Below are 26,733 nucleotides of genomic sequence, written 5' to 3'. Positions count from 1 at the left end.
CAGCGGTCGGTGACCGACCGCTTCAAGCTCACCGGGCGCACCCCGTGCGGCCGCGCCGACCGCAGCGCCCGCCGCTGGTACGGGGCGGCTCAGGCGCCGGCGTTCAGCTGCCCGGCGGCGAGACCGTGCGTGGGACTCCCGCTCACGCTTCCGGGTGCGGAACCGGCGTCTGCTGGTAGAGGACGAGCCGCCAGGCGCCGTCGCGGCGGGTGTAGACACTGGACATGAGTGCGGTGAACACCGCGTCCGCGCCGCCCCGATGGGCACGCGCCCGGTAGACCAGGGCGGCGGTGTCGGGCCCGAGGCCGGCGACGCGCTCCCCGGTGATCTCGTAACCGTCCCACGTCGGGGCGCCGCTGAGCGAGGCGACCACCGCCGCCCGGTCGAACACCTCGCCGTGGGCGAGCACCATCACACCGTCCTCGGTCATCAGCGAACCGTAGAAGTCGGATCCGGTGCCGTCGCACAGGCTGCGCCAGCCCCGGTGCTCCAGCTCCAGCAGCTCGGCCTTCAGCGAATCGGGGTTACCAGGGCCACTCGTCCCGGTCGTCATGCTTGCCTCCTGGATCGGACGCGGTCGCCGGTCGGCCGGTGCCGACGTCCGCACGGTAGACCGTCAGCGGGACCGGTGCACCGGTGCACCGCAGCGCTCGGCCGCGGCGCTCGGCCACGGCGCTCGGCCGTGTGGATTCCGCCGCGGCGACGCACTCGTCCGGTGGAGCCCGCGCCCCAGACGGATGATCGCGCCCGTCGGGGCGCGCGGTGCCGGGTCGGCCCGGCGCCGCGCGCCGTCGGTCACTCGGCGAAGGACGCCCGCACCGCCGATCTCAGGTCGAACAGGCCGGTTCTGCGGCGGCCGTAGTGCACGGCGTTGGTCAGCAGGCCGACGTAGCGGCCGGTCGCCGGGTGCAGGAACAGGCTGACCCCCGTATATCCGTGGTGGTACACCAGACCGCTGTCGTTGACCAGCCAGGCCAGGCCGCGGGAGTAGCGGTCGTCCACCGGCACCTGGGGACGCCAGCTCTGGCACACGTAGTCGGCGAAGTCGTCGCCGCCGCGGGAGTCGGCATGGACCCGCAGCAGGTCGCGGGCGAACACGCCGAGATCTATGGCGGTGGTGAACACGCCCGCGTGGCCGGCGACCCCGCCCATCAGACCCGCCGCCTCGTCGTGCACGACCCCCCAGGTCGGTGCCGCGCCGGGGACGCGGCGTTCGGTGGGGGCGACCGCGGACGTGCGCGGCAGCGGCCCGTAACCGGTCGAGGGCATGCCGGCCATCGCCCACAGCTCGTCCGCCAGCCGGTCCAGGGGGTCGCCCAGCAGCCGCTCCATCAGCAGCCCGAGCAGGATGAACCCGCGGTCGATGTAGTGGTAGCCCGCCTCGTCCAGCGGTTCGGACAGGATCGCCTCGGCGAGGTCCTGCTCGGTGCCGACGTAGCGCTCCAGCCACGTCACCGGATTCAGGCGGGAGGTGTGGGTGAGGATCTGGCGCGTCGTGACCTGCCCACCCGGGTACGGGCCGCCGGGAAAGTACGCCCCCAGCGGATCGTCGAGCCCCACGAGTCCTTCGGCCACCGCGCGGCCCACCAGCGGCCAGGTGGCCATGACCTTGGTCAGGCTCGCGGCGTCGTAGCGCACGTCCGGCGCCGCCGGACGGTCGCCTGCGGCTTCGCCGATCCCGCCGACCGAGACGAACTCCCACATGCTGCCGGTGCCGACCACGGCGGTTCCCCCCGGAAGCCACCCCGCGTCGACCATGACCTTCAGGACGCCGCGGATCTCCGTCCCGGTCTCTGCGAGCCAGTCGCCGTCCAGCACGCACCCTCCCCTCGGTCGATCCTGCCCGGCCCCTCACCCGGCCGGATACCCCAAGGAGAGCGGATCGTCCCGCACGGGTCCAGTGTCCCAAGCCGAATGGCGTTGCATGTCATGACCGAAACCCCGGGCCGCCGTCCGGCGCGTACGGGTTCCGGTAGCCGGGCGTGCGCGCGGCGCCCGATCCGCTCGCGCCACGCCCCTGGTCGGGCCGTGGTTGCGGTGCCGCGAAACCGCTGCGCGGCGCAGGCCGATACCGGTACCGCGCGGCGGTCGCGACCGAGGCGGCCGACCCGCCTGCCTACACCCGTCGGCCGCGGCCGGATGCGGCCGTGTGCGGCGCCGGACGGCTCCCGTCAGCGGGCCCGGCGCCGCACACGGCCCGCACCGCCCGGCCTCCGCGGCACGAACCCCTACGATGTCGAGATACCCGGCGCCGCTCGGCGGCGCCGCCCGACGGGACCGGCTCATGCCCGGTCTTGCGACGCCCCAGTACCGGTGGGTGCCGCGGATCCGCTGCGCACACGTCCGTGAGTGCCGCCGGCGGTCCCGCCCCGCGCGGCCGGCAGCGCACCCGCCCCGCTTCTCCCCGAACGACCGACCGGGAAGGACCACCAGCGTGAACGACACCCCCAGCGAGGCGTCGAGCGGTATTCCGGCGCAGGAGCGCCTGGACCGGGCGGCGGGCGTACTGCTCGGCACGGCCTGCGGCGACGCCCTCGGCGTTCCCTACGAGTTCGCGCCGCGGCTGCGGGGCGACCAGACCCCGGAGATGGCGGGCGGCGGACTGGGCCCCTACCGTCCCGGCGAGTACAGCGACGACACGCAGATGGCCGCCTGCATCGCCCGCGCGTTCGCGGAGGCGGCCTCCGGGTCCGGCCCCGGAGGAACGGGCGGCGCGGTCCTGCGCGGACCCGTGCTCGACGCCGTCGCCGAGAACTTCCTGGCGTGGCGGTTCGAGGGCGCCAGCGACATCGGCACCCAGACGCGCGCGATCCTGGACGCGGCCGCCTCGGCGCGCGGCGCCCCCGGTGCGGCCGAAGCGATGCTGGCGGCCGCCCGCGAGCGCTACGAATCGGGCGTGCTCAGCGCCGGCAACGGATCACTGATGCGCACCGGGCCGGTCGGGTTGTGCTTCCTCGACGATGCGCGGCGCACCGCCGACGCGGCCCGGCTGGTCAGCAGCCTCACCCACGCCGACCCGCTCGCCGAAGAAGCCTGCGTGCTGTGGTGCGAGGGCGTGCGCGCCGCGGTGGCCGGCGGCGGCTTCACGGGCGTGCGCGCCGGCCTGGATCTGCTCGCCGACGACCGGGCCGGTTACTGGGCGGCCCGGTTGGACGAGGCCGAGCAGGCCCCGCCGGAGGCGTTCGCCCCGAACGGTTTCGTCGTGACGGCGCTGCAGGCGGCCTGGTCGGCGATCACCACGACGGAGGGCGGCGGCCCCGGACACCTGGTCGCCGCACTGGAGAACGCCGTACGCGCGGGCGACGACACCGACACCGTCGCCGCGATCGCCGGCGCCCTCCTCGGCGCCCGCTGGGGCGCCCCGGCGGTCCCGCGGCGGTGGCGCGCGGCGGTCCACGGCTGGCCGGACCTGGCGGCTCCGGATCTGGAGGATCTGGGCCGCAGGGTGGCCGGCCTCCCGGCATCGGCGCTGAGCGGGTAGCGGGCAAGCGGCGCCGCGGTCGCCCGCATCCTCCGGATTCCTCCGGCCGCCGCCGGCGCGACGCCGGCGCGGTCGTGCTCGGCGGGGCCGCCACCGTCCCGCCCGTGCTGTCGACGGCACCGACCGCCTCCGTCGAGGGCGGCGCTCACCCCGGTTCCGGCCGGTGGTTCATGGCGATCGCGGACTTCCGATTCCCGTTCCGCACCCGAACGGGGCGGAAAGTCCGGGTCGGCGGCCGATCCGTCGGCGCGCACCCGCACCGGAGCGCCTGCCGTGCATCGGCACGGACCGACACTCTCCGTTTCATGTCTCTGCGGCGCACGGCCCCCGTCGCTCGTGCACCGCAGGAAAAAAGCCGCGAAACGCCTGCTCCGCGCATACCAGGCTTCCCTCGAAGCCACCTCCGTCTCACTGCGGGCATTCGCTGATCGAACGCCCGGACATGACGGAGCGCGACCAATAGGATCCGGGGCGTACTTCCCCCTCAGTCGGCCGACGAGAGCGAGAGTAGGCACGCGGATGGACGCGTTCACATTGCCCGGCTTCTATCTGTCGCACCCGGCCCGCATCAATCCCCACGTCGAGCGCTCGCGCCAGCACACGATGGAGTGGGCGAAGCGGATGGGGATCCTCGACGCCCCCGCCCCGGGAGGCGGTGTCGTGTGGAGCGAACACGACCTCGCCGTCATGGACTACGCGCTGCTGTGCGCCTATACCCACCCCGACTGCGACGGCCCCACCCTCGACCTGATCACCGACTGGTACGTCTGGGTGTTCTTCTTCGACGACCACTTCCTGGAGCTGTTCAAGTACTCCGGCGACCTCGCCGGCGGGCAGGCCTATGTCGAGGGCCTGGAACGCTTCATGACCGCCGACGGCGAGCAGCCGCCCGAACCCGCCAACGCGGCCGAAGCCGCACTGTGCGACCTCTGGCGGCGCACCGTGCCCTACCGCTCCGACGACTGGCGGCGGCGCTTCATCCTGAACACGCACAACCTGATGGTCGAGTCGATGTGGGAGCTCGACAACATCAACCGCGACCGCGTGGCCAACCCGATCGAGTACATCCAGATGCGCCGCCGCGTCGGCGGAGCGCCCTGGTCGGCCAACCTCGTCGAGGTCGCCGCGGACGCCGAGGTCCCGTCGGCGATCACCGCATCGCGGCCGGTCGCCGTGCTCGTCGACACCTTCGCCGACGCCGTCCACCTGCGCAACGACCTGTTCTCCTACCAGCGCGAGGTGCGCGAGGAAGGCGAGAACTCCAACGCCGTCCTCGTCTTCGAGCGGTTCTTCGCCTGCTCCACCCAGGAAGCCGCCGACCTGGCCAACGAGCTGCTCACGTCACGGATGCTGCAGTTCGAGGACACCGCCCTGGTCGAGACCCCCGCGCTGCTGGCCGAGCACGGCCTGCCGCCCGACCAGCAGGCCGCCGTGGCCGCGTTCGCCAAGGGCCTGCAGGACTGGCAGGCCGGCGGGCACGAGTGGCACGCGCGCTCCAGCCGCTACATGAACGAAGGCGCCACGGCCCGCTCCGGCGGCCTCAGCGGCCCCACCGGCCTGGGCACCTCCGCCGGGCGCCCGGCGTTCACGTCCCTGGAGCCGGGGATGCGCCGCCGGGCGCACCAGCACGCCCAGCCGCTGCTGCCGCAGACGGGCCCCCTGGAGTGCGACCGGCTGTACATGCCCTTCCCGATCCGCCGCAGCCCCCACCTGGACGACGCGCGCTCCGACTCCCTGGAGTGGGCCCGCGAGATGGGCATGCTGGAGTCCGTGCCCGGGCTGGGCGCGGCGGTGTGGGACGAGGAGAACTTCCACGCCAACGACGTCGCCTACTGCGGCGCGATGATCCACGCCGACAGCACCCGGGAGCAGCTCTCCCTCTCCAGCGCCTGGCTGGTCTGGGGCACCTACGGCGACGACGCCTACCCGCGGTGGTTCGGCGCCACCCGCGGTCTGGGCGCCGCGAAGCTGCAGAGCGAGCGGCTGCGGCAGTTCATGCCGGTCGAACCGGGTGAGGAGGCCCCCGAACCCGCCAATCCGCTCGAACGCGGCCTGGCCGACCTGTGGGTGCGCACCGCCGGACCGATGGTTCCCGACGCACGCCGCCGGTTCCGCACCGCCGTGCTGGAGATGGCCGACAGCTGGGTGTGGGAGCTGCACAACCAGGCGCACAACCGGGTTCCCGACCCGGTCGACTACATCGAGATGCGCCGGCGCACCTTCGGCTCGGACATGACCATCTCCCTGTCCCGGCTCGCGCACGACCAGGAAGTCCCCGAGGGGATCTATCAGACCCGTACACTCCGCGAACTCGAAACGGCCGCGCAGGACTACGCGTGCTTCGTGAACGACCTGCACTCCTACCAGAAAGAGATCGAGTTCGAAGGCGAGGTCCACAACCTGGTCGTGGTGACGGAGAACTTCCTCGATGTCGCCCGCGAGACCGCGCGCGACATCGTCGTCGACCTCGTACGCGCCCGCATGGAGCAGTTCGAACACATCCTCGCCACGGAACTCGGCGGCCTCCTCGACGCGTGGGACCTCGACGACCGGGGCCGGGCCGTGATCACCGGTCACGCCGAAGGGCTCAAGGACTGGATGTCGGGGATCCTCGAATGGCACCGCGCGTGCCGGCGCTACAAGGACGGGTACCTGCGGCACAAGCACACCCCCGATGTGCGGCAGGGGTTCTCCTGGGGTCCGACCGGTCTGGGCACCTCGGCGGCGCGCATCGGGCGCTCGCCGGCGGCCGCCGCGGGGGGTGCGCCGAACTGACCGGGACCGCGGCGGGCCCCCGAGCACGCCGTCCGGTGACCGGTCCGCAGCCGTCCCGGGCACAGGCGTGCGCGGGCGCCCCGCCCGCCGGCCACAGGACGCCGGATGTGACATGAGCCACGGCGTGTTCCGGTAGCCATCAGGACGAAGCGATTACCCGTGTCGGCGGTGTCGTGCACAATGTGCATTCCCGCACATGATTCGCCGGTTGAGGGGACGGACTTCGATGAGCACCGATACCACCCCGGGAGGGGGCCACGGCGTACCGACCGTAGCCAGCGCGGCCCGCCTCTACGACTACTATCTCGGCGGCAAGAACAACTTCGCCGTGGACCGCGATCTCGCCCGGCAGATCGAGCAGCGGGTCCCCGAGATCAAGCGGATGGCGCGCGTGAACCGGCAGTTCCTCGGGCGTGCTGTGGATTACATGGCCGGACACGGGGTCGACCAGTTCCTGGACATCGGGTCGGGCCTTCCCGCGGAGAATCCCGTCCACGAGGTCGCGCGGCGGCACTGTCCCGAGGCCCGTGTGGTCTACGTCGACCACGACCCGGTGGTGCGTGTGCACGCCGAGGCGCTGCTGGCCGACCGCGCGGAGATCACCGGTGTCATCGAGGCCGACATGCGCGACCCCGAATCCATCCTCGCGCACCAGGAACTGACGAGCCGCATCGACCCGAACCGGCCGGTGGGACTGCTGATGGTCGCGATGCTGCACTTCCTGCCGGACCACGAGGACCCGTACGGCCTGCTCCGGCGCTATCTGGAACGCCTGCCGGCAGGCTCCTACGTGGCCATCAGCCACGTCGAGAACGAGACCGCTCCGGAACGCGCCGCAGCCCTGGAGCAGCTGTACGCGGCCACGAACTCACCCGGCCAGACCCGCTCCCACGCCGAGATCGCCCGCTTCTTCGACGGCCTGGAACTGGTCGACCCGCCTGGGCTGACGCACGGCGGCGACTGGGCGCCCGGGCCGACCCCCGTCCCCGACGCGGCCGACTACATGCCCCGGGAACACACCTGGGGGCTGGCCGGAGTGGCCCGCTTGCCGGGCTGACGCCGGAACACGCGGAAGGGGACCCGTTCGCCTCCGCTCCTTCGCAGCATGCGCTCAGCCGCACTGGGAAAGCACGCGGCGCGAATCTCCTCGGGCGGGCGGCGGTGGACCGCGGGCGGGTGAAGGCCGACGCCCTCGGCGCCACGCGGGCCGCGCATCCGGCTGGGCCCACCGACGCGGAAGCCGCGCAAGGCGGCCTCTCCCGATGTGCGGAACGTGTGCATCCGCCGCCCGGAGCCCCCGGGCGGCGGTTTCGTTTCACTGCCCTGACCTGCGGTTTCGGGCAGAAGGAGAGCCGACGAGGGGAATCGAACCCCTAACCTATCGCTTACAAGGCGATTGCTCTACCGATTGAGCTACGTCGGCCGTGCGGCCCGGGACACCGCCCGGGCGCACAGTGGCATGGTACCGGCTCTGCGTCAGTGCTGCGTCGGCGCCGACCCCGATCGGATGCGGGTGATCTCGTAGAGGGCGACTCCGGCGGCGACGGAGGCGTTGAGGGACTCGGCGCCGCCGATCGGAATCCGCGCGACCTGGTCGCAGGTTTCGCGGACCAGCCGCGACAGCCCCTTGCCCTCCGATCCCGCCACGACGACCAGAGGATCTTCCGCCACGTCCAGGGAGTCCAGCGCGGTCTCGCCGGCGCCGTCGAGGCCGGCCACGAACACGCCGGAGCTCTTGTAGCCGTTGAGCGTCCGTGTGAGGTTGGTGGCCTGGGCGACGGGCAGACGGGCGAGGGTGCCGGCGGAGGTCTTCCACGCGGCGATACCCACTCCCGCTGCGCGGCGTTCGGGGATCAGCAGGCCGTGGGCGCCGAACGCCGCCGCCGAGCGGGCGACCGCACCGAGGTTGTGCGGATCCGTGACCCCGTCCAGGGCGACGATGAGCGGGCTGACGCCGGCCTCTTCGGCACGGGACTGCGCGTTTTCGAGCAGATCCTCGGGATCCCAGTACTGGTAGGGCCGGGTCTGCAGAACCAAGCCCTGGTGTGCCGCTCCCGGCTGGCCGTGGCTGTCGCAGCGGCGGTCCAGTTCCGAACGCGAGACCTCGCGGACGTCCAGTCCGGCTTCGCCCGCCAGGCGTGCGGCCTCGGTGATGCGGTCGTCCTGGTCCAGGCTGTTGGCCAGGAACAGCCGCTTGGCAGGAAAGCCCGCGCGCAGCGCTTCGACGACCGGGTTGCGGCCGACGAGGAGGTCGCCGGGGCGGGAGTTGGCTTCGCCGCCCCCGGTGCGGGGCCCGGACGCGGGGGCGTCCGGTTTCGCCGCGCCCTTGGCGGGCTGCTTGGCGGGCTGTTTCGCGGGCTGCTGCTTCGCGGTGCTCTTGCCCGAGCGACGCTTCTTTTCCCCGTACCAGTGGCGCTCCTCGGCCGGAAGCGTCCCCTTCTTGCCCTCCAGGGCGCGCTTCCCCTTGCCGCCGGTGCCCTTGGTCGGGCCTTTCTTGCTCTTCTTCGCCGGCATGGTCTGCTGTCCTCACCCTTCGGTTACAGCTGTCGGTAGCGCGCCGCCGAACCCGGTCGCGGGCGGGCGGTTCGTTCGCGTGGCGCCGCGGGTTCCTGCTGCCGGCTGGGGCCGGGAGCGGCTCCGCGGCGGCGGACGGCCTCGGTCTCACCGGTGCCCGGCTCCGCGTCTGCGGACGCGCAGCCGACCCCGAAGCCGACCGCATCGCACGGCACCCTTCCATGGTCGCCGATCGTGACGGGTGAGTGCGCCATCGGCGGTGGCGCGGCGGCGGTCCCCTATGCGCCCGTAGTACCCGTGCGCGCCGTCAGCCCCGCCGCAGCTCCCAGCGCGGTCCGCGCGGGGTGTCTTCTACGGCGATCCCGGCACTGAGCAGCTGGTCGCGGATGGCGTCGGCCGCCGCGTAGTCCTTGCGCTCGCGTGCGGCCTGGCGCTGTTCCAGGGCCACCGCCGCCAGGGCGTCGACGACGTCGCGCAGCCCGGAGTCGCCGCCCCCCGACCAGGTATCGGAGAGCGGGTCGAGCCCGAGGACGCCCGTCATGGCGCGCACCCGGCCGCCGAGTTCGGCGATGCGCTCCTTGGCGCCTTCGGTGATCGCGTTGTTGCCTTCGCGGACCGCGCCGTGCACGACGGCCAGCGCCGGGGAGACGCCGAGGTCGTCGTCCAGCGCCTCGGCGAAGGGCTCGGGGACCTCGGCGTGCGGCTCGACGGTGCCCGCGACCTCGGCCGCGCGGGTCAGGAAGCCCTCGATCCGCTGGTAGGCGGCCGCGGCCTCGTACAGCGCGTCGTCGGAGTAGTCGATGACCGAGCGGTAGTGCGCTTGCGCGAGGAAGTAGCGGAGCTCGACGGGGCGCACCTTGCGGACCATGTACGGGATGAGCAGGGAATTGCCCAGCGACTTACTCATCTTCTCGCCGCTCATGTGCAGCAGGCCGTTGTGCAGCCAGTACCGGGCGAACCCGTCGCCGGCGGCCTTGGACTGGGCGACCTCGTTCTCGTGGTGCGGGAAGACGAGGTCGAGTCCGCCGCCGTGGATGTCGAAGGAGCCGCCCAGGTACTTGGTCGACATGGCCGAGCATTCCAGGTGCCAACCGGGGCGGCCCCGCCCCCACGGGGTGTCCCAGCTGGGTTCGCCCGGGCGGGCGCCCTTCCACAGCGCGAAGTCGCGGGGGTCGCGCTTGCCGCGGTCGTCGTCGGTGTCGCCGGCACCGCGCATCTGATCGATGCGCTGGTTGGACAGCTCGCCGTAGCCGGGGTAGGAGGAGACGTCGAAGTAGACGTCGCCGGAGCCGTCGCCGGCCGCGTAGGCGTGGCCGCGGTCGATGAGCCGCTGCATCAGCTCGATCATCTCGGGCACGTGGCCGGTGGCGCGCGGCTCCACCGTGGGCGGCCGGCAGCCGAGGATGTCGTAGGCGGCGGTGAACGCGCGCTGGTTGCGCTCGGCGACCTCCCACCACTCGACGCCCTCGTCGGCGGCGACGTTGATGATCTTGTCGTCGATGTCGGTCACGTTGCGGCACAGGACGACCCGGTAGCCGCGGTACTCCAGCCACCGGCGGAGGATGTCGAAGTTCACGCCCGATCGGATGTGGCCGATGTGCGGCTGCGCCTGAACCGTGGCACCACACAGGTACAGCGACGCACACCCCTCGCGCAACGGAGTGAAGTCGCGGACCTGGCGGGCACTGGTGTCATAGAAGCGCAGACTCACGCGGCCCAGGGTAGCGGCTACGTGATCGGCCGCGGGCGCAGTGTCCACAAGCCCGAGCGGCCGCGATCGCTGCCGCGGCGCCGTAGCCGGACGTGCGCGGCCGCGTACGCGGCGGCTTCGGCCCGGTTCGGCTCCGCCGGTGCCGGCCGGAGAACCGGCCGGGGAGTCCGCCGCATCCGCAGTCGGCGCATCCGCACCTCCCGACGCCGTACCTCCTCCCCCGTAGCGGAACGGGAGTAACGGGTGGAAACGGTCGTCTGGAACACCGCGAACAGCCGCCGCACCGCTCACGGGATTCGCCCCCGCATCCGCGGACGCGCCGACGATCCGCCGCCCCTGCCGGCCGCTCGGCCACCGGACCGGGGGCGGGCGGCACGCCCCGCAGGAGCGCGGCGGCCGGATCCGGGCGCTGCCTCGTGTTCGCGGCTCCGGCTGGGCTACGCTTCTGCGCACGATGGCCGTTAAAAACTCCTCCGAAACCGCAGGTGCGCGCACCCCCGCCGGCAGACCGCGCTCGTCCGTCGCCACGATCCTGTTCACCGCCCTCGGAGTCCTGGTGATCGCGGCCTGCGCGGTCGTGCTCTCCTACAACGGCATCTACCGGATCGCCGTTCAGGGCAACGTGGAGCCGCGGTACTCCCACCTGTACCCCGCCGTGTTCACGCTGCTCGTGCTCATGGCGCTGTGGACCGGATACACGCTGCGCACCGCTCCGCGCGCGCAGCGGCTGTGGGCGGACGGGCTGATCCTGCTGCTGGTCGCCGTTGCCGCAGGGGCGAGTGCGCTGGAAGCGAGCGACCTGGTTCTGGTGCCCGCCGTCGCGACGGTCGCGGCGGCCGTCGCACCGTGGCTGGCGCTACTGGTGGCGTTCCGGCTCTTCCTTTCGGTGGTCATGCACCTGCGCGGCGAGGTTCCCGGTACCGGGCCGCGCCGGGTGCGCCGGCGGCGTGCCGGGGACGCCCCCGAACCCGCGGCCGAGCCGCACAGCGCGGATCCCCCGGACGGGGAGCCGGGAACGGAGCGCGACCGCTCCTTCGCCGCGTCGTTCGGCGCCCCTGACGCTCCCGAGCCCGGCCGGGAGACCGCCCCGGCGACCGCCTCCGCGGACGAGCACGCGGACGAGCACGCGGACCGCGCGGTCGCCGACGGGGACGACGGGGAGGACGGGGAGGACGGCAGGGCGCCCCGGCCGCGGGCCCCCGAGTCCGCGGACTTCCGCGATCCCGCCCTGCGCCCGCCGCGTCCGGCACCCGTCGAGCGCCCCAGCCGGCCCGAGCGCCCCAGCAGCCTGGAACCGCCCGAATCCGCGCAGGAGCCGGATCCCGATCCGCAGCGCACGCGCCGCGGCTTCCTGGGCCGCCGCTCGGACGGCGCCGGGCGGCAGCAGGCGCCCGCCGCCGGGACTCCTGCCGAGGCGGACGGAGCGGCTGAGGGTCCGGCCGAAAGCGGTTCCCCGGGCGACGGCGGTCCGACGGACGAAGCCGCCCCGCTGTGGACCGATACGGCCGACGCGGGCTCCGAAACCGTCGGCGCCGCGCCCGAACCGGCGCGGCCGGCGCCCGCGGCACACGAGGGCGGCGAGGACGGCGACGACTTCCCGTTCGAGGACTCCCCGGACGCCGCCGGACCGGGCTCCGACCGCCGCGAGCCGGCTTCCGGCGACGCGGCCCCGGAAACCCCGGGCTCCGCCGAGACCGGCCCCGGACCGGCCGGGCCGGACGCCGGCGAGACGGCCGCGGAAGCGGACACCGCCGCGGCCGGGGCGCGCACCCGCGCAGATGCGTCCGAACTCCCCACGCGCACCCCCGGCACGGCTGAGAACCCCATCAAGCGCGCCGCCGACAGTCCGCCGGTTCCCGGGTCCGCCGGCAGCCCGCCCGCCGAGCCGGCCGCGGCGGCGGAGGCGGGGCCCGTCGACGACGCCGACGGCTTCGTGCACGAACTCCCGCTGGGCGACCCCACGAACGACGAGGCCGAGTCCCCCGCCCCTGCCGCCGACACCGGCAGTTCCGGCAGCGAGGACGGCCCCGGCGGCGAGGACGGTTCCGTATCCGAAGGCGGACGTTCCGGCGCCGACGCGTTCGGCCCGCCCGAGGGCGGGGCCTACCCCGCGGCGCCGCCGATCGGGAAGCGCCCGATGGTGCTCAAACCGCGCCGCACCCGGCAGGACGGGGCGTCGTCGCCGTTCCCGGAGGATCCCCCGTCCAATCGGGTACGCAGCCAGCCCAGACCGCCTGAGGAGTAGCCGAGCGGAGCCCGCCCCGCCTTCGGGCCCGAAGGCGGGGCGGGCTCCCCGGCGGTCCCGCCGGATCCGCGGAAGGCCGCTGTGCGTGTCGCCGGAGCCCGGAGGGAATGCGTTCCGGAGAATTCGCCCGGCCGTGCCGCATTCGGATGCATAAGCCGCAGCGGATCGGGTATGGATAGTATTTCGCTCGACTATGCGCGATCGGACGCCGCCGCCTCGAACCGCCGATTCCGGGTGCGGCGCTTCCGCTGCGCGCCTGCCGCGATACGTGAATGCCCCGGGCGCCCGCCGCCGGTCGGAATGCCGGCGCCGGCTCCGGGAGCGCTCTTCAGTCCTGCTCCGGCATGCACAGCGCATTGGCGATCGCGGCTATGCCTTCGCCGCGGCCGGTCAGCCCCAGGCCGTCGGTGGTGGTCGCCGACACCGTGACCGGGGCGCCTACCGCCTCCGTCAGGACTCGTTCGGCCTCCGCACGGCGCGGAGCGAATTTCGGTCGATTACCGATGATCTGGATCGCGACGTTGCCGACCGCGAAGCCGGCCATGCGCACCCGTGCCGCGGACTCGGCGAGCAGCCCGGTACCCGACGCCCCCTTCCACCGCGGGTCATCGGTGCCGAACTGGCTGCCCAGATCACCCAGCCCGCAGGCCGAGAACAGCGCGTCGCATGCCGCGTGGGCGGCGACGTCGCCGTCGGAATGGCCGCTGACCCCCGTTTCGTCGGACCATTCCAATCCGGCGAGGAAAAGAATTCTTCCGGACATGAAAGGGTGGACGTCGGTACCGACGCCCACCCTCGGAATTCTCGGCATAATTAAATGGTTAGCTGTGGCTGGTGTCAGTCCGTGAGAACTTCGTCGAGCAGAGCCTCGGCCTTGTCCTCGTTGGTCTTCTCCGCGAGTGCAAGCTCACTCACGAGAATCTGGCGCGCCTTGGCGAGCATCCGCTTCTCACCGGCGGACAGTCCGCGCTCCTTGTCGCGCCGCCACAGGTCGCGCACGACCTCGGCGACCTTGTTGACGTCGCCGGACGCGAGCTTCTCCAGGTTCGCCTTGTAGCGCCGCGACCAGTTCGTGGGCTCCTCGGTGTGCGGTGCGCGCAGGACCTCGAAGACCCGGTCCAAGCCGTCCTGCCCGACCACGTCGCGTACCCCGACGTCCTGAGCGTTCTCCGCCGGTACGCGTACTGTGAGATCACCCTTGTCCACCCGGAGAACGAGGTAGGTCCTATCCTCGCCCTTAATGGTGCGTGTCTCGATCGCCTCAATACGAGCAGCCCCATGATGGGGGTAGACAACGGTGTCGCCGACCTTGAAAGTCATGTGACAAGTACCCCTTCCGCTACCACCAGGATACCACGAATCTGTGACTTAACGTACCTATTCGGTTTACGTACGCCCAGGTCAGTGCCGCATTCGGGGTCTTGACAAAGCCCTCGCCAGGTGCTTCCGGTCACCCGGAATGAGTACCCGACTGCAGTCGGAGCGGCGGCCACCCGTCTGCCGTGCGCGGCCGCCGGTCGGCACACCGCGGCCGCCCGAAGGAGCCCTTCCCCGGCTCCATGGTCTCACTTCGGTCACGGAACCGCGCAACGGGCGGGCACGGACGCACCGCCTCAGCCGACCGCCCCAAAGCGGTCGGGGGCCGCGGGTTCCCCACCCCGGCGGCGGTTCACCCGAACCGCTGCCGCGGAGCGGCGGACCGCCGTTGCGGCCCGCCCGCCGATAACGCTCACACCTCCGATTCGGATTCCCGGGTCCGCTCCCCCGTCACCATGTAGATCAGGTTGTCGGCGACGTGCACGGCGTGGTCGCCGAACCGCTCGTAGAACCGCCCGGCCAAGGTGACGTCCATCGTGGCCTCGACACCGTGCCGCCAGTTGGGGTCGAGGATGCGGGTGAGCAGCCGCCGGCGGAGCTTGTCCATCCGGTCGTCGTCGGAGTCCATCTCCTTGGCGGTCTCGGCGTCGCGCTGGTTGACGACCTCACCGGCCTTGATGACCAGCAGCTCGGCCTGGTGGCCCATCTCCAGCACGGTGGAACGCAGCTCGGCCGGGATCGCGGAGTCGGGGTGGCGGCGGCGGGCGATCTTCGCGATGTGCACCGCGTGGTCGCCCATGCGCTCAAGGTCGCCGGCCATGTGCAACGACGTGATGATGATGCGCAGGTCACGTGCCACCGGCTGCTGGCGGGCCATCAGATCGAACGCCGTGGCCTCGATCTCCTCGTCGAGCCGGTTGATGTCCTCGTCGCCGGAGATGACCTCCTGTGCCGCGTTGAGATCGGCGTCGAGCAGGGCGGTGGTCGCGCGGGCGACCGCGTGGCGGGAAAGCCGCGTCATCTCGACGAGGCGCTCGCTGAGGGAGTCAAGCTCCTCATGATACGTATCGCGCATGTTCACATCGTCCCAGTTCGTAGCTGAATCATCGCGGAATCATCGGTGAATAGTCGCGGAACCTCGGTAGCAACCCGTGGTCAGCAGGGTACGGGAGCGCATCTGCGGCTTACGATCGAAATGTGCAAGGAGAACTGCTCGCCGCAATCGCGGGGCTCGTCGGTCTCGTGACAGGCGTCGCGGCGGGTCTGGCGTTCCGCATCAGCGAATCAGGCGGGACACGCGCCCAGGAGCCGCCGCGCCAAACGGAACTGCCGTCCGGCATCGCGGAGGTCCTCGCGGCGCTGCCGTCCTCCGCGGTCGTCCTCGACCCCGCCGACCGGGTGCTGCGCGCCAGCTCGGCCGCGCGCGCCTACGGGATCGTGCGCGGCGAGGAGCTGGTCATCAGCGACCTGCTCGCCCTGGCGAGACAGGTGCGCCGCGACGGCGTCATCCGCGAGACCGAGATCGAAGTGGCCGTTCGCAAGTTCGGCCCCGATTCCACGTCCTTCGCGGTGCGCGTGGCACCGTTGGGGGGAACGGGGCTGGTGCTCGTACTGGCCGAGGACCAGACCGAGCGGCGCCGCGTCGAAGCGGTCCGTCGCGACTTCGTGGCCAACATCAGCCATGAACTGAAAACCCCCGTCGGCGCGCTGTCCCTGCTCGCCGAGACCATCGCCGACGCCAGCGACGACCCCGAGGCGGTGCGCCGCTTCACGGGGCGCATGCAGCAAGAGGCGTCCCGGTTGAACAGCGTGATCCAGGACCTGATCACCCTCTCCCGCATCCAGGGCGCCGAACCGATGGCCGACCCCGACCGGGTCCCGGTCGAGGTCGTCGTCGAGGAGGCGATGGACGCGGTGCGCACCGCCGCCGAGACCAAGGAGATCGAGCTCGTCGCCAGCGGCACCGAGGGCACCGTCGCGTTCGGCGAAGAGGGCCTGCTCGCCACCGCGATGCGCAACCTGGTCGCCAACGCCGTCGCCTACAGCCCCGAGCGGACCCGGGTGTCGATCTCGGTGGAGTCCGCCGACGGCATGGTGGAGATCAGCATCGCCGACCAGGGAATCGGCATCCCCGCCCAGGACCTGGAGCGCATCTTCGAGCGCTTCTACCGCGTCGACGCCGCGCGCAGCCGGGCGACCGGCGGCACCGGGCTGGGGCTGGCGATCGTGAAGCACATCATGACCCACCACCGCGGTGAAGTCACCGTGTGGAGCAAGGAAGGCTCGGGGTCGACGTTCACACTGCGTCTGCCCGACGCCCAGGCCCGGGAGCGTCCCCGCCCCGGCGACACACCAAATCAGGAGGCAGCACAGTGACGCGTGTACTCGTCGTTGAGGACGAGGAATCCTACAGCGATGCCCTCTCGTACATGCTGCGCAAGGAAGGGTTCGAAGTCGCGGTCGCCCAGACCGGGACGGTGGCGCTGGAGGCCTTCGACCGGTCCGGCGCCGACCTCGTCCTGCTCGACCTCATGCTGCCCGGCCTGCCCGGCACCGAGGTGTGCCGGACGCTGCGGCAGAAGTCCAACGTCCCCGTGATCATGCTGACCGCCAAGGACAGCGAGATCGACAAGGTCGTGGGGTTGGAGCTGGGCGCCGACGACTACGTGACCAAGCCGTTCTCCTCCCGCGAGCTGGTCGCCCGGATCCGTGCCGTCCTGCGGCGGCGCGGCGAGGACGAGGCCATGCTCCCCACGGCCTTGGAGGCGGGACCGGTACGCATGGACGTGGAGCGGCACGTGGTGACGGTCCGCGGTGAGAGCATCCAGCTCCCCCTCAAGGAGTTCGAACTGCTGGAGGTGCTGCTGCGCAACGCCGGACGGGTGCTGACGCGGATGCAGCTGATCGACCGCGTCTGGGGCGCCGACTACGTAGGCGACACCAAGACCCTGGACGTGCACGTCAAGCGGCTGCGGGCCAAAGTCGAGCACGATCCGGGCAACCCGGAGTTCATCCTGACGGTGCGCGGGCTGGGCTACAAGTTCGAAGCGGGCGTCGAGGAGTAGGCGGGCCGCACCCCCCGGCACGCGGGGCGGGGCCTACACCTCGACGACGACGGTGAACGGCCCCTCGTTGGTGAGCGACACCGACATCTGCGCGCCGAACACGCCGGTCGCTACGTGGGCGCCGAGGTCGCGCAGTTCGGCGACCACGGTGTCGACGAGCGGTTCGGCGACAGCGCCCGGGGCCGCCGCCTGCCAGGTCGGCCGGCGGCCCTTGCGGGCGTCGCCGTAGAGGGTGAACTGGCTGACGACCATCAGCGGCGCCCCGAGGTCGGAGCACGAGGCCTCGCCGTCGAGGATGCGCAGACGCCACATCTTGGCTGCCAGCTTCGCGGCCTCGGCGGCGGTGTCGGTGTGGGTGACCCCGACCAGCGCGAGCAGCCCCGGTCCGGTGATCTCGCCGGTGATCTCGCCGTCGACGCTCACCGCGGCGTGCGCGACCCGTTGCAGGACCGCCCGCATGATCGCCCCTCTCGTCGTTGCGTGTATCGGGTGTGGTGCGTGTGCAGGTGGGTGGCCGGCCGGGTCCGCGCTCAGCGCAGCGTGCGGAACTGGCGCGTGTTGGAGATCACACCCGTCAGTGTCAGGGTGAAGGAGCGGATGGAGTCGGCGAAGTCCTCCATCCGCCAGTCGTCGGGGCCGCTGTACCAGGGCAGGTCTGCGGCGCACTCGCCGCTCGCCGACGCCAGGATGGCCGCCCAGCGGTCCACGTTGTCGAAGATGACCGCGTAGGGCAGGTAGCGGGAGAACACGGCCACCCGGTCCTCGCGCGGGACGTCCTCGGCTCCGGCGTCGAGCAGATAGCAGCGGAAACCCAGCGTGTGCGCGAAGACCACGCTGCCCTGACGGGTCTTCGCGGGCATGTACTGGGCGCCGACGGTGACCGCGGAGCCGGCGATGGCGACGGCGAGGGCGGGGAAGGCCCACTGGGTCGCGACGGCCAGCACCACGGTCAGGACCGCGCCCAGCACGGTGATGCCGATGCCGGCGGTGGTCCAGCGGTTGCGTTCGAGGTTGGGCTTGTTGGCGAACCACTTCAGCCGGACCATGTCGCGGTAGAGCTCCTCGCGGACATCGACGAGGCGGTCGGGGAAGCCGCTGTGTCCCAGTTCGGAGAGCTTGACCTGGTCGGCGTCCTGGAAGAGGGCGTCCAGCAGCAGCCGCTCGTAGCCCAGAAGGGCGTCGTCGAGGGGGCCGGCGGCCCGGTCCAGGCGCCAGTCGGTCGCCGAGTACTGGGCGTGGGGGAGTTCGCGGATGGTCATGTGGCCGCGCACGGCCAGGTCGACCACGGTGGCGGTGATGTCGACGACGTCGGCCTGCTCGTCGATGAGCGTGCCGATCTGCCCGGGATGCACGTCGTCGGGTGGCCGGAAGCGGACGCTGCCGTCCTCGCCGCCCGCGCCGGAGGCGTCGACGGGGGCGCTGTCGCCCGCGGAGGCCTCGGTGCGTATCGCGCGCTCGTCGCGGCCGCGGATCCGGATGAGGGCGAGGAGTATGCCCACGGGAACGAGCAGCAGCAGCCCGAAGACGGTCGCGGTGGCGGGGGTGATGGCGAAAGCCGACGTCAGCGACCAGTCGCGTTCGATGATGGCTTCGCCGCCGATGGCGTCGGCGGGATAGCTCACGACGATGTGCAGGCTCTCCTCCGGCTGCATGTCGGTCTGCAGGAAGCGCGCCCGGGCCGCCTCGTGGCCGCCCATGTCGGAGGAGGTGCAGTAGATGGAGCTGCGCGCGCGGCCGGCCGTGCACGACAGGGCTCTGGGGGGCGCCGCGGCGTCGACGACGACGGTGGTTTCGGCGACGGTCCGGCCGTATCCGGCCACGGCGGTCCACTCCAGCTCGGTGCCGCCGCCCACGGGGTCCACCGCGCCGCGGACGGTGTAGCTCAGCACGGCTGCGGAGTGCCCGGCGGTCTCCATGCGCACGTCCAGCGTGCCGTCGTCCTCGTGGGTGGAGACGGGGATGCGGCGTCCGCCGCCGTCGACGGCCGAGATCCCGTCGACTTCGTAGATCCGGCTGCGCTCGGCGTCGTAGGGTTCGCGCACCGGCAGGGTGCGTACGAACTCCTCGGGCGGATCCTCGCCGAACGCGATGGACTCCTCGGCGTGCAGCACACCCTTCTCGCCCAGGTCGAGCCGGATGTCGTTGGTGACACTGCGCTGCCCGTCGTCGGGCAGCGAGGCGGGCTGGGACGCCTGGGCCGAGGGTGTGGCGCCGTCCTGTGCCCAGGCGGCCGCGGGCGCGCACAGCGCGAGCCCGGCGGCCGCGGCCGCGGCCGCCGTCCGCGCGATTCCAACCCGCCACATGGGGTGAGAGCCTATCGTTCGGTTCCGTCCGGGAGGTACGCGCCCGAGTTCCGCGCAGGCACGGCGGTGCTTCGTGGTGCCGTAGGGTCGAACGTCCGAAACCGGCCGGTACCTGCACATCTCGCGACGGACCGCCATAATCGTGGTTGGCCCGGTGGACCCGCCGCCGAGCCGAGGACAGCACCGAGGGGGAGGTGGAACCGCGGGTGGCCCAACGTACTGCACGCACAGGCCCGGCCGCGGACGCGCGCGGCACCCGCAGGCGCCCGGGGACCGGCTCCTACCCGCTCCCGTCCTACGCGCGCCGGCCCCGCCAGCGGCTGGGTCTGGGCGTCACACTGGTGTTGCTCACCGGGCTGACCGCGATGGGCTTCGCCGCGTTCGTCAGCGTTTCCGCGCTGTCCGGTCCTTCCGGAGCCGGTCCGGCGCCGCAAGGACCGGGGGCGGCTCCGATGGCGGGCGGGGAACCGGCGCCGCAGGATTCGGGTACCGGCGCCCTCGCCGCCGACCCCCTCTACAGCAGCGGCGAGATGTCGCAGGTCACCTGCCCCGCGCCCCGGCTCGACGCCGACGATCCGGCATCGATGGAGAACTTCCTGCACGAGATCACCGGTTGCCTGGACACCGCGTGGAGCGAACAGCTGGCCGACTCCGGCGTCGAGTTCGATCCGCCCAACCGGATCTACTGGTACACCGCCGGCCAGAGCCCGTGCGGAACCTATCCCGCCGCCGGATCATCCGCTTTCTACTGCCAGGCGAATGAAGGCCTTTATCTGGGTATCCAGGACATTGTGGAGACATCGGCGAAGAGCAACCACCCTGAGCGGTACACGTTCCTCCTCAGCCACGAGTACGCCCACCACGTCCAGGGCGAGGCGGGCGTGCTGAGCCGCTTCCACAGCGTGCGGGCGGGCGAGGGCGACGACGCCGCCAAGGACGGACTCACGCGGCGCAACGAGCTGCAGGCCAACTGCCTGGGCGGACTCTTCCTCGGCTCCGTATCCGACAGCTACCCGATCGATGCGCAGGAGCACGCCAACATCCTCGCCGACGCCGAGCGGCGCGCGGATCCCCCGCGCGGCGACCGCACACACGGATCGCCGGACAACGGGCGGATGTGGACCGACCACGGCATGGACCGGGGCGACCCGGCGGCGTGCAACACCTGGCAAGCGCGAAAGGAACTGGTCGAGTGAGCACCGAGACGAACACCGGCGCGGCCCCCCGGCCGGCCGCGCCGCGGCCGGACTGACCCGGTCCGGCGGGTAGCGCATGGGGGCGTTCACCGGTCGGCCGCCGAGCGGCCGGAACGGCGGCGGCACGGCCGACCGCCGAGCGGCGCTGTGCTCCGCCCTGGCCGCTCTGCTGCTGGGGCTGACACTGCTCGCGGTCGTAGCGGTCGACGACACCGGCAGGTTCGGCTCCGACCCCGCGCCCGCCTCCGGCCGGTCCGACCCCGACCTCGCGGCCACGCCCGATCCGTCCGCCGACGCCCGCCCCACCGGCCGGTCCGCGCTGGTCGACAACCCCGTCTACACCACGGGCCGGCTGATGCCGCTGCCCTGCCCGGCGCCGCACCTGGACGTCGACACCCCCTCCTCCATGGAGCGGTTCCTCGACGCGGTCACCGACTGCCTGGACGACGCCTGGAAGCGCCAGTTCGAGGAGGCCGGGATCCCCTTCGAGCCGCCGCAGCGGGTCTACTGGAGCGAAGGCGGATCCAGCCCGTGCCGCGACTACCCCTCGGCCGCCGGCGCGTTCTACTGCCGTGCGGACACGAGCATCTACATCGGCACCGGCGACGTGGTCGAGAAATGGGGCGGCAGCGAGGAGAGCGCGGTCTACGCCTCGCTACTGGCCCACGAGTACGGCCACCACGTGCAGGGCGAATCCGGTCTGCTGGAGTACTACCACGACCGGCGCGCCGACGAGGACTCCCGCGTCGCGAGGAACGCGTGGACCCGAAAGTCCGAATTGCAGGCCAACTGCTTTGCGGGCGCCTTCCTGGGCGCGGTCGAGGTCAGCTACCCGCTGGACGGCCACGACATCGACGCCGTCCTCGACGACGCCGCGGCCACGGCCGACCGCGCCGACGCCCCGGCCGAGGACCGCACCCACGGCAGCGCCGAGAACAGCGTCCTGTGGATGGAGCACGGGTTGGAGCAGCAGTCCCCCGGCGCCTGCAACACGTGGTCGGTCGAGGACGACTCGGTCGTCCAGTGACACCCGGCCCCGGACGCGGGGCCCGTACCGGGAACCGGCGGGTCCGGTCCGCCGACGGTGCGGCGCCCGGTTCCGGCCGCTGAGCGCACCCTCCCGCCGCGGAGCCGACTGCGAGAATCGGCGCCATGCCGAAGATGCGGGCGGTCGAACTGCGGGTGCACGGGGTCAGCGGGGGACAGGCCGAGGAACTGCTCGACGTCGAATCCTCCGTCCGGGTGTCCGGCGATCCGCTCGCCGGGTTCTTCCGGTGGCGGCGCAAAAGCGACACCGAAACCGTGCCCGGTGTCCCCCGCGAGATATTCGCCTGGGGCAAGCTGACGTCGGGGCGCTCGTCGCGGGCCCTGTGGCTGCTGCTCCTCCCGTTCATGCTGGTCAACATCGCCTACTGGATGCGACCCGCCCGCGGCCACCAGAGCCCGTCGCGCGGCATGGCCGCCGCCGAACACGTCTACGGCGCCGCGACCCGCCTGCTCGCGCTCAGCCTGACGGCACTGCTGGTATTGGCGGCGGGCGGGGTGGGCATGGACCTGATCGGCTGGCAATGCGCCGGCTACGGCAGCGAGTGCACCGAGCTGCGCCCGCTGTCAGGGCTGCTCGCCGCCCCCGGGGCGCCGCCGGCGCGGGCGCTGGCCGCGGGAGCGCTGCTGCCGGTCCTCGTCATCGGGCTGCTCTGGCTGCTGTCGCGGCGCAGCGGCGATGCGATCGTGGCCTCGGCCCTGCCCGAGCCCGCGCCGGGTCCGCATGCGCCGCTGAGCGAACCGGACTTCTGGCGCGACGCCGCCACGACGGCGCGGCTGCGCTCGGCGCACATCGCGGTGGCGGTCTCGGTGGTGGCCTTCCTGCTGACCGCCCCGGCCCTGCACCACGACGCCGGCTCGGTGCTGGGTGCCGCCGCCGGCCTGCCGATCGCCGGGCTCATCGGGGGCGTCGCCGTGCTCAGCGCCGCGGGTGCGGTGCTGCCGAGCTCCCCGCCCCGGTGGTGCCGCCGGGCCGACACCGCATGCCGTCTGCTGCGCGATGCGGCGCTGGCGCTGCTGGGCGCCGCCCTGGCCTACGCGCTGGTGCCGCGCCCGGACTGGACCGCCGCGGGGCCGCTGCCGTCGTACTCGGCGACGCTGAACACGCTGCTCGCCCTCCAGTGCGTACTGGGCGCGCTGCTGCTGGCCGCGGCCCTCGCGCTGTACCGGGGCGCGGGGGCGCCCGAGCGCGTGCCGCTGGCGGGGACGGCCGGTCCGGCGACCGCGATCCTGGGCACCCTGCTCGGCGGTGCGCTGTCGGCGGCGGTGGCCTACCAGGCGGCCGGATGGCTGGGCGGCTGCGGCTTCCCGGGCGCCGACGCGGGCGCCTGCATCGCGCTGCGGCCCGCCGCTGCCTACTCCTGGCTGCAGCTCGCGTTCACACTGGAGGCGTTGGTCGCGCTGCTGTGCGCCGGCGCGGTGGCGGCGCTGCTGCGGCACCGGGCGCGCGCCCAAGCCGCGGACGTGGCGGCGGTGTACGGCCGACCGGCCGATGCCGCCCGTACCGCCGCCATCGCCCGCGCCCGGGCCTTCGGCGGTGCCACGGAGTACCTGCCGCGATCGGTGGCCGCGCTGCTGCTGCCGCTCGCAGCGCTGGTGGTGCTGGTGCTGTACTCGGTGCTGACCGGGCAGCTGAGCGCGGTGCCCGCCGGCGGGTACGGCCCGGAGCCGCCGGGCGGCGTCGCCCGCGAATGGCCGCAGGAGGTGCTGACGGCGCTGGCGGCGGTGGGTTCGTTCCTGGGCGGCGGTTTCCTCGCGGCACTGGTGACGGTGGGCGGCAGCGCCTACCGCGACGAGCCGACCCGCCAGGCCGTGGGAGTGCTGTGGGACGTCGGGACGTTCTGGCCGCGCCTGGCGCACCCGCTGGCTCCGCCCTCCTACGCCGAACGGGCGGTTCCCCAGCTGGTGGCGCGTGTGACCGGCATGACCGACCGGGGAACGGGTGTGGTGCTCTCCGGCCACTCCCAGGGGTCGGTGCTCGCGGCGGCGACGCTGTGGCAGGCGCCGGCGCGGGTGCGCGAACGCGTGGTGCTGCTGACCCACGGATCCCCGCTGTCGCGGTTGTACGCGCGCTACTTCCCCGCCTACTTCGGCCCGCTGGCGCTGAGCGACCTGAGCGGGCGCGCGCAGCGCTGGCGCAACCTGTGGCGGGCCACCGACCCGATCGGCGGTCCGGTCCTGGCCGACGACGAGGGCCGGGTGCGGGCCGCGGGCTACGCCGAGCCGCTGCCCGATCCGCGGCACTACGGCGTGCGGCCCGGCGAAGCGCTGTACCCGCCGGTCCTGGGGCACTCCTACTACACCCGCGACCGGCTGTACGCGGAGTCGGTGCTGCACGCCGCGACGGCGCTCACCGAGCGGATCGGCGCCGCCGAGCAGGAGGGGCCGGATGCACCTCATTCACCAGGGGCCGTAGGGCCCCTCGCTGCGCCCGACGCCCCGGACGGCGGGGCGGACGTCGAGCAGGTAGATGAGGGCGGCGATCAGGGCGATGAACACGAAGAACCGCATTGAGGTGAACACGGCGCTGAAGGAGACGAACGTCCCCACGGACAGCAGCCCGACCCACAGCTTCTTGGTCTGCTTGTCCATGGCGGGGAACGCCTGGGCGGGCGTGCGGACGGCGTCGACCAGGGCGTACAGGCTGGCGACGAAGATCGCGACGTAGATGAGCCACCAAAGCATGTCCAAGATGCCGAGCACGAAACGCTCCGAACCTCGTGGCGGATGGTCTGCCGGTGGCGCTGCCTCCGGCCTTTCCCAGACTAAACGCGCGAGCTCCGGCGATCGTGCCCGGCCCGCGAGCGTCCGCGCACGGACGCGGCCGAAGGCTTCGGGGGCCGCGGCAGCCGGGGCGACGCGCGCCGCCGGCTAGAGCGGCATGCTCCACAGCGCCGTGATGGCGCACAGCAGAGTCACCGCGGCGCTGAGCACGGCCGTGGTCTGGCGGCGGGTCAGCTGCTGGACCGGGTAGAGCAGCCGCGAGACGCGCGTGAGGACCTCGGGTTCGTCGGCGGTCGCGGCCAGCGCACCGGCGGGGGCCTGCGACGTGCCCGAGGCGCCGAACCGCAGCAGCGCCATCGCCAGTTCCTTGGGGGAGCGTTCGCGGCGCGCCTGGTCGTCGGCGCACATCTCGATCAGCAGGGCGACGGCGCGGTAGTAGACCTCGACCATGCGCACGTGCGGGAACGCGCGCTTGAGCGAGGAGAACGGCAGCAGCACCAGATCGTGGCGCTGGCGCAGGTGGGCGTGCTCGTGGGCGATGACGGCCGCGAGCTCGCTGCGGTCCAGGACCTCCAGGGCGCCGGCGCTGACGACCACTTGCGAGCGCAGCACGCCGGGCAGGCAGTAGGCGGCCGCCGCGGGGTGGTCGAGGATGCGCGCACCCGGAACCTCGGGGTCGTCGTGGGCGACCAGCCCGAGCAGGTCGTGGTGGCGGCGGCGCACGCGCACCACCTGCACGAAGGACGCCACCAGCCCGCTGAACAGCAGCAGAGTGAGGCTGAAGGCGAGGATCACCGCCCCGACCTGGGTAGCGCCGAGGGTGGTTCCGGCGATCTCGGAGAGGTAGAGGTCGTGGGAGCTCGCGTCGGCGACGAGCGCGGCCAGCCCGCCCACGACGCCGCGCCCGTACGGCGCGAGCCCGAAGGCGAGGAGGGCTCCGATGATGGAGAATCCCCACGCCAGGCCGAGTACCTGCCAGACGATGACCGCCACGTAGGGCCCTCTGCGCGGCCATGACGCCTGGCGGAACCGTGCCGCCGCCACGCAGCAGCCCACTGCGATGGCGCTGAGGAGTGCGGCACTGACCATCGGCTACGTCCTCGGCTCGTCGGTATCCTCTAGCGCGCGCCGGAGCGCCTCGGCCTCGTTGCCGTTCATCGACCGCACGAAGGCCGCCAGTGCGGCGTCGCGGTCGCCGGTCTCGCCGAGAGCGTCGATCATGAGCTCCGAGACGTAGTTCTCACGACTGGCAGCCGGGCGGTAGCGCCAAGCCCGCCCTTCGCGGTCGCGTGCCACGACTCCCTTTTTGGCGAGGCGGTCCAGCACGGTCATCACGGTGGTGTGGGCGAGGTCGCGGTCGGCCAGCGCACGGCCCACGTCGCGGACCGTCAGGGGCTTGTTCCGCTGCCACAGTACATCCATCACCGCGCGTTCGAGGTCGCCGAGCCGATTCATGACACCGAGTCTACTCCGGGTAGTACTACACGCCGTCGCGGCCCGCCTTCCGGCCCGCCGAGTCCGGTTTTACCCCGATCTGAAGCCCGCAATACCCGCGATCGCCCCCGCTCTCCGCGGCCCGCGGCCCGAAGCGCACCGCCCGAAGCGCACCGCCCGCTCTCAGCGCCGATCTTGTAGCTACCGTCACGAGAAACCGGTTTCACTCTCCGTAGCTACAAGATCGGCGCGATTCCCGGAGCCGGAGGAACGGAGGGGCGGAGGGGGGCGGCGGCGCGGGAGGAGCCCCGGAGGGGCGGAGGAGCCCGGCCGTGTGGGAGCGGTGGGGGATCGGGGTAGTCGTGTGCCGTAGCTTCACGGAAGGGACGCAGGATGGACATCACTCTGGTGCAGGGCGACATCACCGAGCAGCGGGTGGACGCCGTCGTCAACGCCGCGAACTCGTCGCTCATGGGCGGCGGCGGGGTCGACGGGGCCGTTCACCGGGCCGGCGGATCCGAGGTCCTCGCCGAGTGCCGGCGGATACGTGCTACGTCTCACCCCGACGGCCTGCCGCCCGGCGATGCGGTGGCCACGACGGCGGGCCGGATGCCCGCCACGTGGGTGATCCACACGGTCGGACCGGTCTACAGCACCTCCGAGGACCGCTCCGCGACCCTCGCGTCGTGCTACCGGCGCAGCCTGGAGATCGCCGACGGGCTGAACGCCTCCAGCGTCGCGTTTCCGGCGGTCTCGGCCGGTGTCTACGGCTGGCCGATGGGCGATGCGGCCGAGATCGCCGTGCGGTCGATCCAAGAATCTTCCACTACAGTGGGTGAAATCCGATTCGCACTATTCAGTCCCGACGCGTACGAAGCCTTCGCTCACGCGCTCGGCTCGAACCCCGGACCGACTTCTTGACCT

General features: G+C 72.5%; 22 protein-coding genes and 1 tRNA gene. 10 read left to right on the top strand and 13 right to left on the bottom strand.

The genetic code is table 11. The features are described 5' to 3' along the window. Positions 1-142: 142 nt before the first annotated feature. Together HNR25_RS14380 and HNR25_RS14375 are read right to left on the bottom strand one after the other, a co-directional pair. Positions 143-553 carry a nuclear transport factor 2 family protein gene (locus HNR25_RS14380; protein ID WP_184635878.1) on the bottom strand — a complete coding sequence of 137 codons (411 nt, stop codon included), beginning with the start codon at positions 551-553 and terminating at the stop codon, positions 143-145. A gap of 242 nt (positions 554-795) precedes the next feature. Then, positions 796-1,818, bottom strand: coding sequence for a serine hydrolase domain-containing protein (locus HNR25_RS14375; RefSeq protein WP_184635876.1), 1,023 nt, complete (start codon positions 1,816-1,818; stop codon positions 796-798). Between the two features lie 616 nt (positions 1,819-2,434). Here HNR25_RS14375 and HNR25_RS14370 point away from each other — a divergent pair. From HNR25_RS14370 to HNR25_RS14360, 3 genes are all read left to right on the top strand, one after another. Continuing rightward, entirely contained in the window at positions 2,435-3,481 is a 1,047-nt protein-coding gene (locus tag HNR25_RS14370) for an ADP-ribosylglycohydrolase family protein (protein WP_312862544.1), read from the top strand. A 519-nt stretch (positions 3,482-4,000) separates the two neighbouring features. After that, entirely contained in the window at positions 4,001-6,256 is a 2,256-nt protein-coding gene (locus HNR25_RS14365; RefSeq protein ID WP_184635874.1) for a terpene synthase family protein, read from the top strand. 226 nt (positions 6,257-6,482) lie between these two features. Beyond that, complete coding sequence (locus HNR25_RS14360; protein ID WP_184635872.1) at positions 6,483-7,313, top strand: SAM-dependent methyltransferase; 831 nt, start codon at positions 6,483-6,485, stop codon at positions 7,311-7,313. A gap of 293 nt (positions 7,314-7,606) precedes the next feature. On the opposite strand, the gene HNR25_RS14355 is transcribed toward HNR25_RS14360, so the two are convergent. The 3 genes from HNR25_RS14355 to cysS all read right to left on the bottom strand — a co-directional run bounded on the left by HNR25_RS14355 (position 7,607) and on the right by cysS (position 10,481). After that, positions 7,607-7,679: transfer RNA gene (locus tag HNR25_RS14355), tRNA-Thr, on the bottom strand. A 53-nt stretch (positions 7,680-7,732) separates the two neighbouring features. Then, positions 7,733-8,770: a 23S rRNA (guanosine(2251)-2'-O)-methyltransferase RlmB gene (rlmB, locus tag HNR25_RS14350; RefSeq protein WP_184635870.1), complete on the bottom strand. Its 1,038-nt coding sequence runs from the start codon at positions 8,768-8,770 to the stop codon at positions 7,733-7,735. Between the two features lie 307 nt (positions 8,771-9,077). Then, positions 9,078-10,481, bottom strand: coding sequence for a cysteine--tRNA ligase (gene cysS / locus HNR25_RS14345; RefSeq protein ID WP_184635869.1), 1,404 nt, complete (start codon positions 10,479-10,481; stop codon positions 9,078-9,080). A gap of 454 nt (positions 10,482-10,935) precedes the next feature. Here cysS and HNR25_RS14340 point away from each other — a divergent pair, with 454 nt between their 5' ends. Beyond that, entirely contained in the window at positions 10,936-12,726 is a 1,791-nt protein-coding gene (locus HNR25_RS14340) for a hypothetical protein (RefSeq protein WP_184635867.1), read from the top strand. A 328-nt stretch (positions 12,727-13,054) separates the two neighbouring features. Here the strand turns inward: HNR25_RS14340 and ispF are convergent, their stop codons facing one another. From ispF to phoU, 3 genes are all read right to left on the bottom strand, one after another. Further along, complete coding sequence (ispF, locus tag HNR25_RS14335) at positions 13,055-13,537, bottom strand: 2-C-methyl-D-erythritol 2,4-cyclodiphosphate synthase (protein WP_184635865.1); 483 nt, start codon at positions 13,535-13,537, stop codon at positions 13,055-13,057. Positions 13,538-13,563: 26 nt separating this feature from the next. Further along, positions 13,564-14,046, bottom strand: a complete 483-nt coding sequence (locus HNR25_RS14330; RefSeq protein WP_184635863.1) for a CarD family transcriptional regulator — start codon at positions 14,044-14,046, stop codon at positions 13,564-13,566. Positions 14,047-14,455: 409 nt separating this feature from the next. Next, on the bottom strand, positions 14,456-15,118 hold the full coding sequence (gene phoU / locus HNR25_RS14325) for a phosphate signaling complex protein PhoU (protein WP_184635861.1): 663 nt from the start codon (positions 15,116-15,118) through the stop codon (positions 14,456-14,458). A gap of 122 nt (positions 15,119-15,240) precedes the next feature. Between phoU and HNR25_RS14320 the strand changes: the two genes are divergently transcribed. Both HNR25_RS14320 and HNR25_RS14315 read left to right on the top strand, forming a co-directional pair. Beyond that, a complete protein-coding gene (locus tag HNR25_RS14320; RefSeq protein WP_184635859.1) occupies positions 15,241-16,419 on the top strand; it encodes a sensor histidine kinase in 1,179 nt (392 codons plus the stop codon). Beyond that, positions 16,416-17,108 carry a response regulator gene (locus HNR25_RS14315; protein WP_184635857.1) on the top strand — a complete coding sequence of 231 codons (693 nt, stop codon included), beginning with the start codon at positions 16,416-16,418 and terminating at the stop codon, positions 17,106-17,108. Before HNR25_RS14320 ends, HNR25_RS14315 begins: the two co-directional genes overlap by 4 nt. A gap of 33 nt (positions 17,109-17,141) precedes the next feature. Here HNR25_RS14315 and dtd read toward each other — a convergent pair whose 3' ends face one another. Together dtd and HNR25_RS14305 are read right to left on the bottom strand one after the other, a co-directional pair. Beyond that, a complete protein-coding gene (gene dtd / locus HNR25_RS14310) occupies positions 17,142-17,567 on the bottom strand; it encodes a D-aminoacyl-tRNA deacylase (RefSeq protein ID WP_184635855.1) in 426 nt (141 codons plus the stop codon). A 71-nt stretch (positions 17,568-17,638) separates the two neighbouring features. Then, positions 17,639-19,411, bottom strand: coding sequence for a DUF2207 domain-containing protein (locus tag HNR25_RS14305; protein ID WP_184635853.1), 1,773 nt, complete (start codon positions 19,409-19,411; stop codon positions 17,639-17,641). A gap of 206 nt (positions 19,412-19,617) precedes the next feature. On the opposite strand from HNR25_RS14305, the gene HNR25_RS14300 reads away from it, so the two are divergent. The 3 genes from HNR25_RS14300 to HNR25_RS14290 all read left to right on the top strand — a co-directional run bounded on the left by HNR25_RS14300 (position 19,618) and on the right by HNR25_RS14290 (position 24,165). Continuing rightward, positions 19,618-20,607 (top strand): neutral zinc metallopeptidase, encoded by a 990-nt coding sequence (locus HNR25_RS14300; RefSeq protein WP_312862543.1) that lies wholly within the window; start codon positions 19,618-19,620, stop codon positions 20,605-20,607. Between the two features lie 76 nt (positions 20,608-20,683). Further along, entirely contained in the window at positions 20,684-21,634 is a 951-nt protein-coding gene (locus HNR25_RS14295; RefSeq protein ID WP_184635851.1) for a neutral zinc metallopeptidase, read from the top strand. Between the two features lie 125 nt (positions 21,635-21,759). Then, on the top strand, positions 21,760-24,165 hold the full coding sequence (locus HNR25_RS14290; protein WP_246463665.1) for a hypothetical protein: 2,406 nt from the start codon (positions 21,760-21,762) through the stop codon (positions 24,163-24,165). On the opposite strand, the gene HNR25_RS14285 is transcribed toward HNR25_RS14290, so the two are convergent. The 3 genes from HNR25_RS14285 to HNR25_RS14275 form a co-directional block, all read right to left on the bottom strand. Next, entirely contained in the window at positions 24,052-24,336 is a 285-nt protein-coding gene (locus tag HNR25_RS14285) for a DUF2516 family protein (RefSeq protein ID WP_184639313.1), read from the bottom strand. The genes HNR25_RS14290 and HNR25_RS14285 overlap by 114 nt on opposite strands. Positions 24,337-24,522: 186 nt before the next feature. Beyond that, the gene (locus HNR25_RS14280) at positions 24,523-25,464 is read right to left on the bottom strand and encodes a M56 family metallopeptidase (protein WP_184635848.1); all 942 of its coding nucleotides are present in this window, start codon (positions 25,462-25,464) and stop codon (positions 24,523-24,525) included. A gap of 3 nt (positions 25,465-25,467) precedes the next feature. Then, positions 25,468-25,830, bottom strand: a complete 363-nt coding sequence (locus HNR25_RS14275; RefSeq protein ID WP_184635846.1) for a BlaI/MecI/CopY family transcriptional regulator — start codon at positions 25,828-25,830, stop codon at positions 25,468-25,470. 372 nt (positions 25,831-26,202) lie between these two features. Here HNR25_RS14275 and HNR25_RS14270 point away from each other — a divergent pair, with 372 nt between their 5' ends. Next, the gene (locus tag HNR25_RS14270; protein WP_184635844.1) at positions 26,203-26,730 is read left to right on the top strand and encodes an O-acetyl-ADP-ribose deacetylase; all 528 of its coding nucleotides are present in this window, start codon (positions 26,203-26,205) and stop codon (positions 26,728-26,730) included. Positions 26,731-26,733: the final 3 nt, after the last annotated feature.

This window comes from Streptomonospora salina (assembly GCF_014204715.1).
Classification (GTDB): Bacteria; Actinomycetota; Actinomycetes; order Streptosporangiales; family Streptosporangiaceae; genus Streptomonospora; species Streptomonospora salina.
Note: the sequence above shows the minus strand (reverse complement) of the source record. Positions and strands in the feature narration are given on the sequence as shown.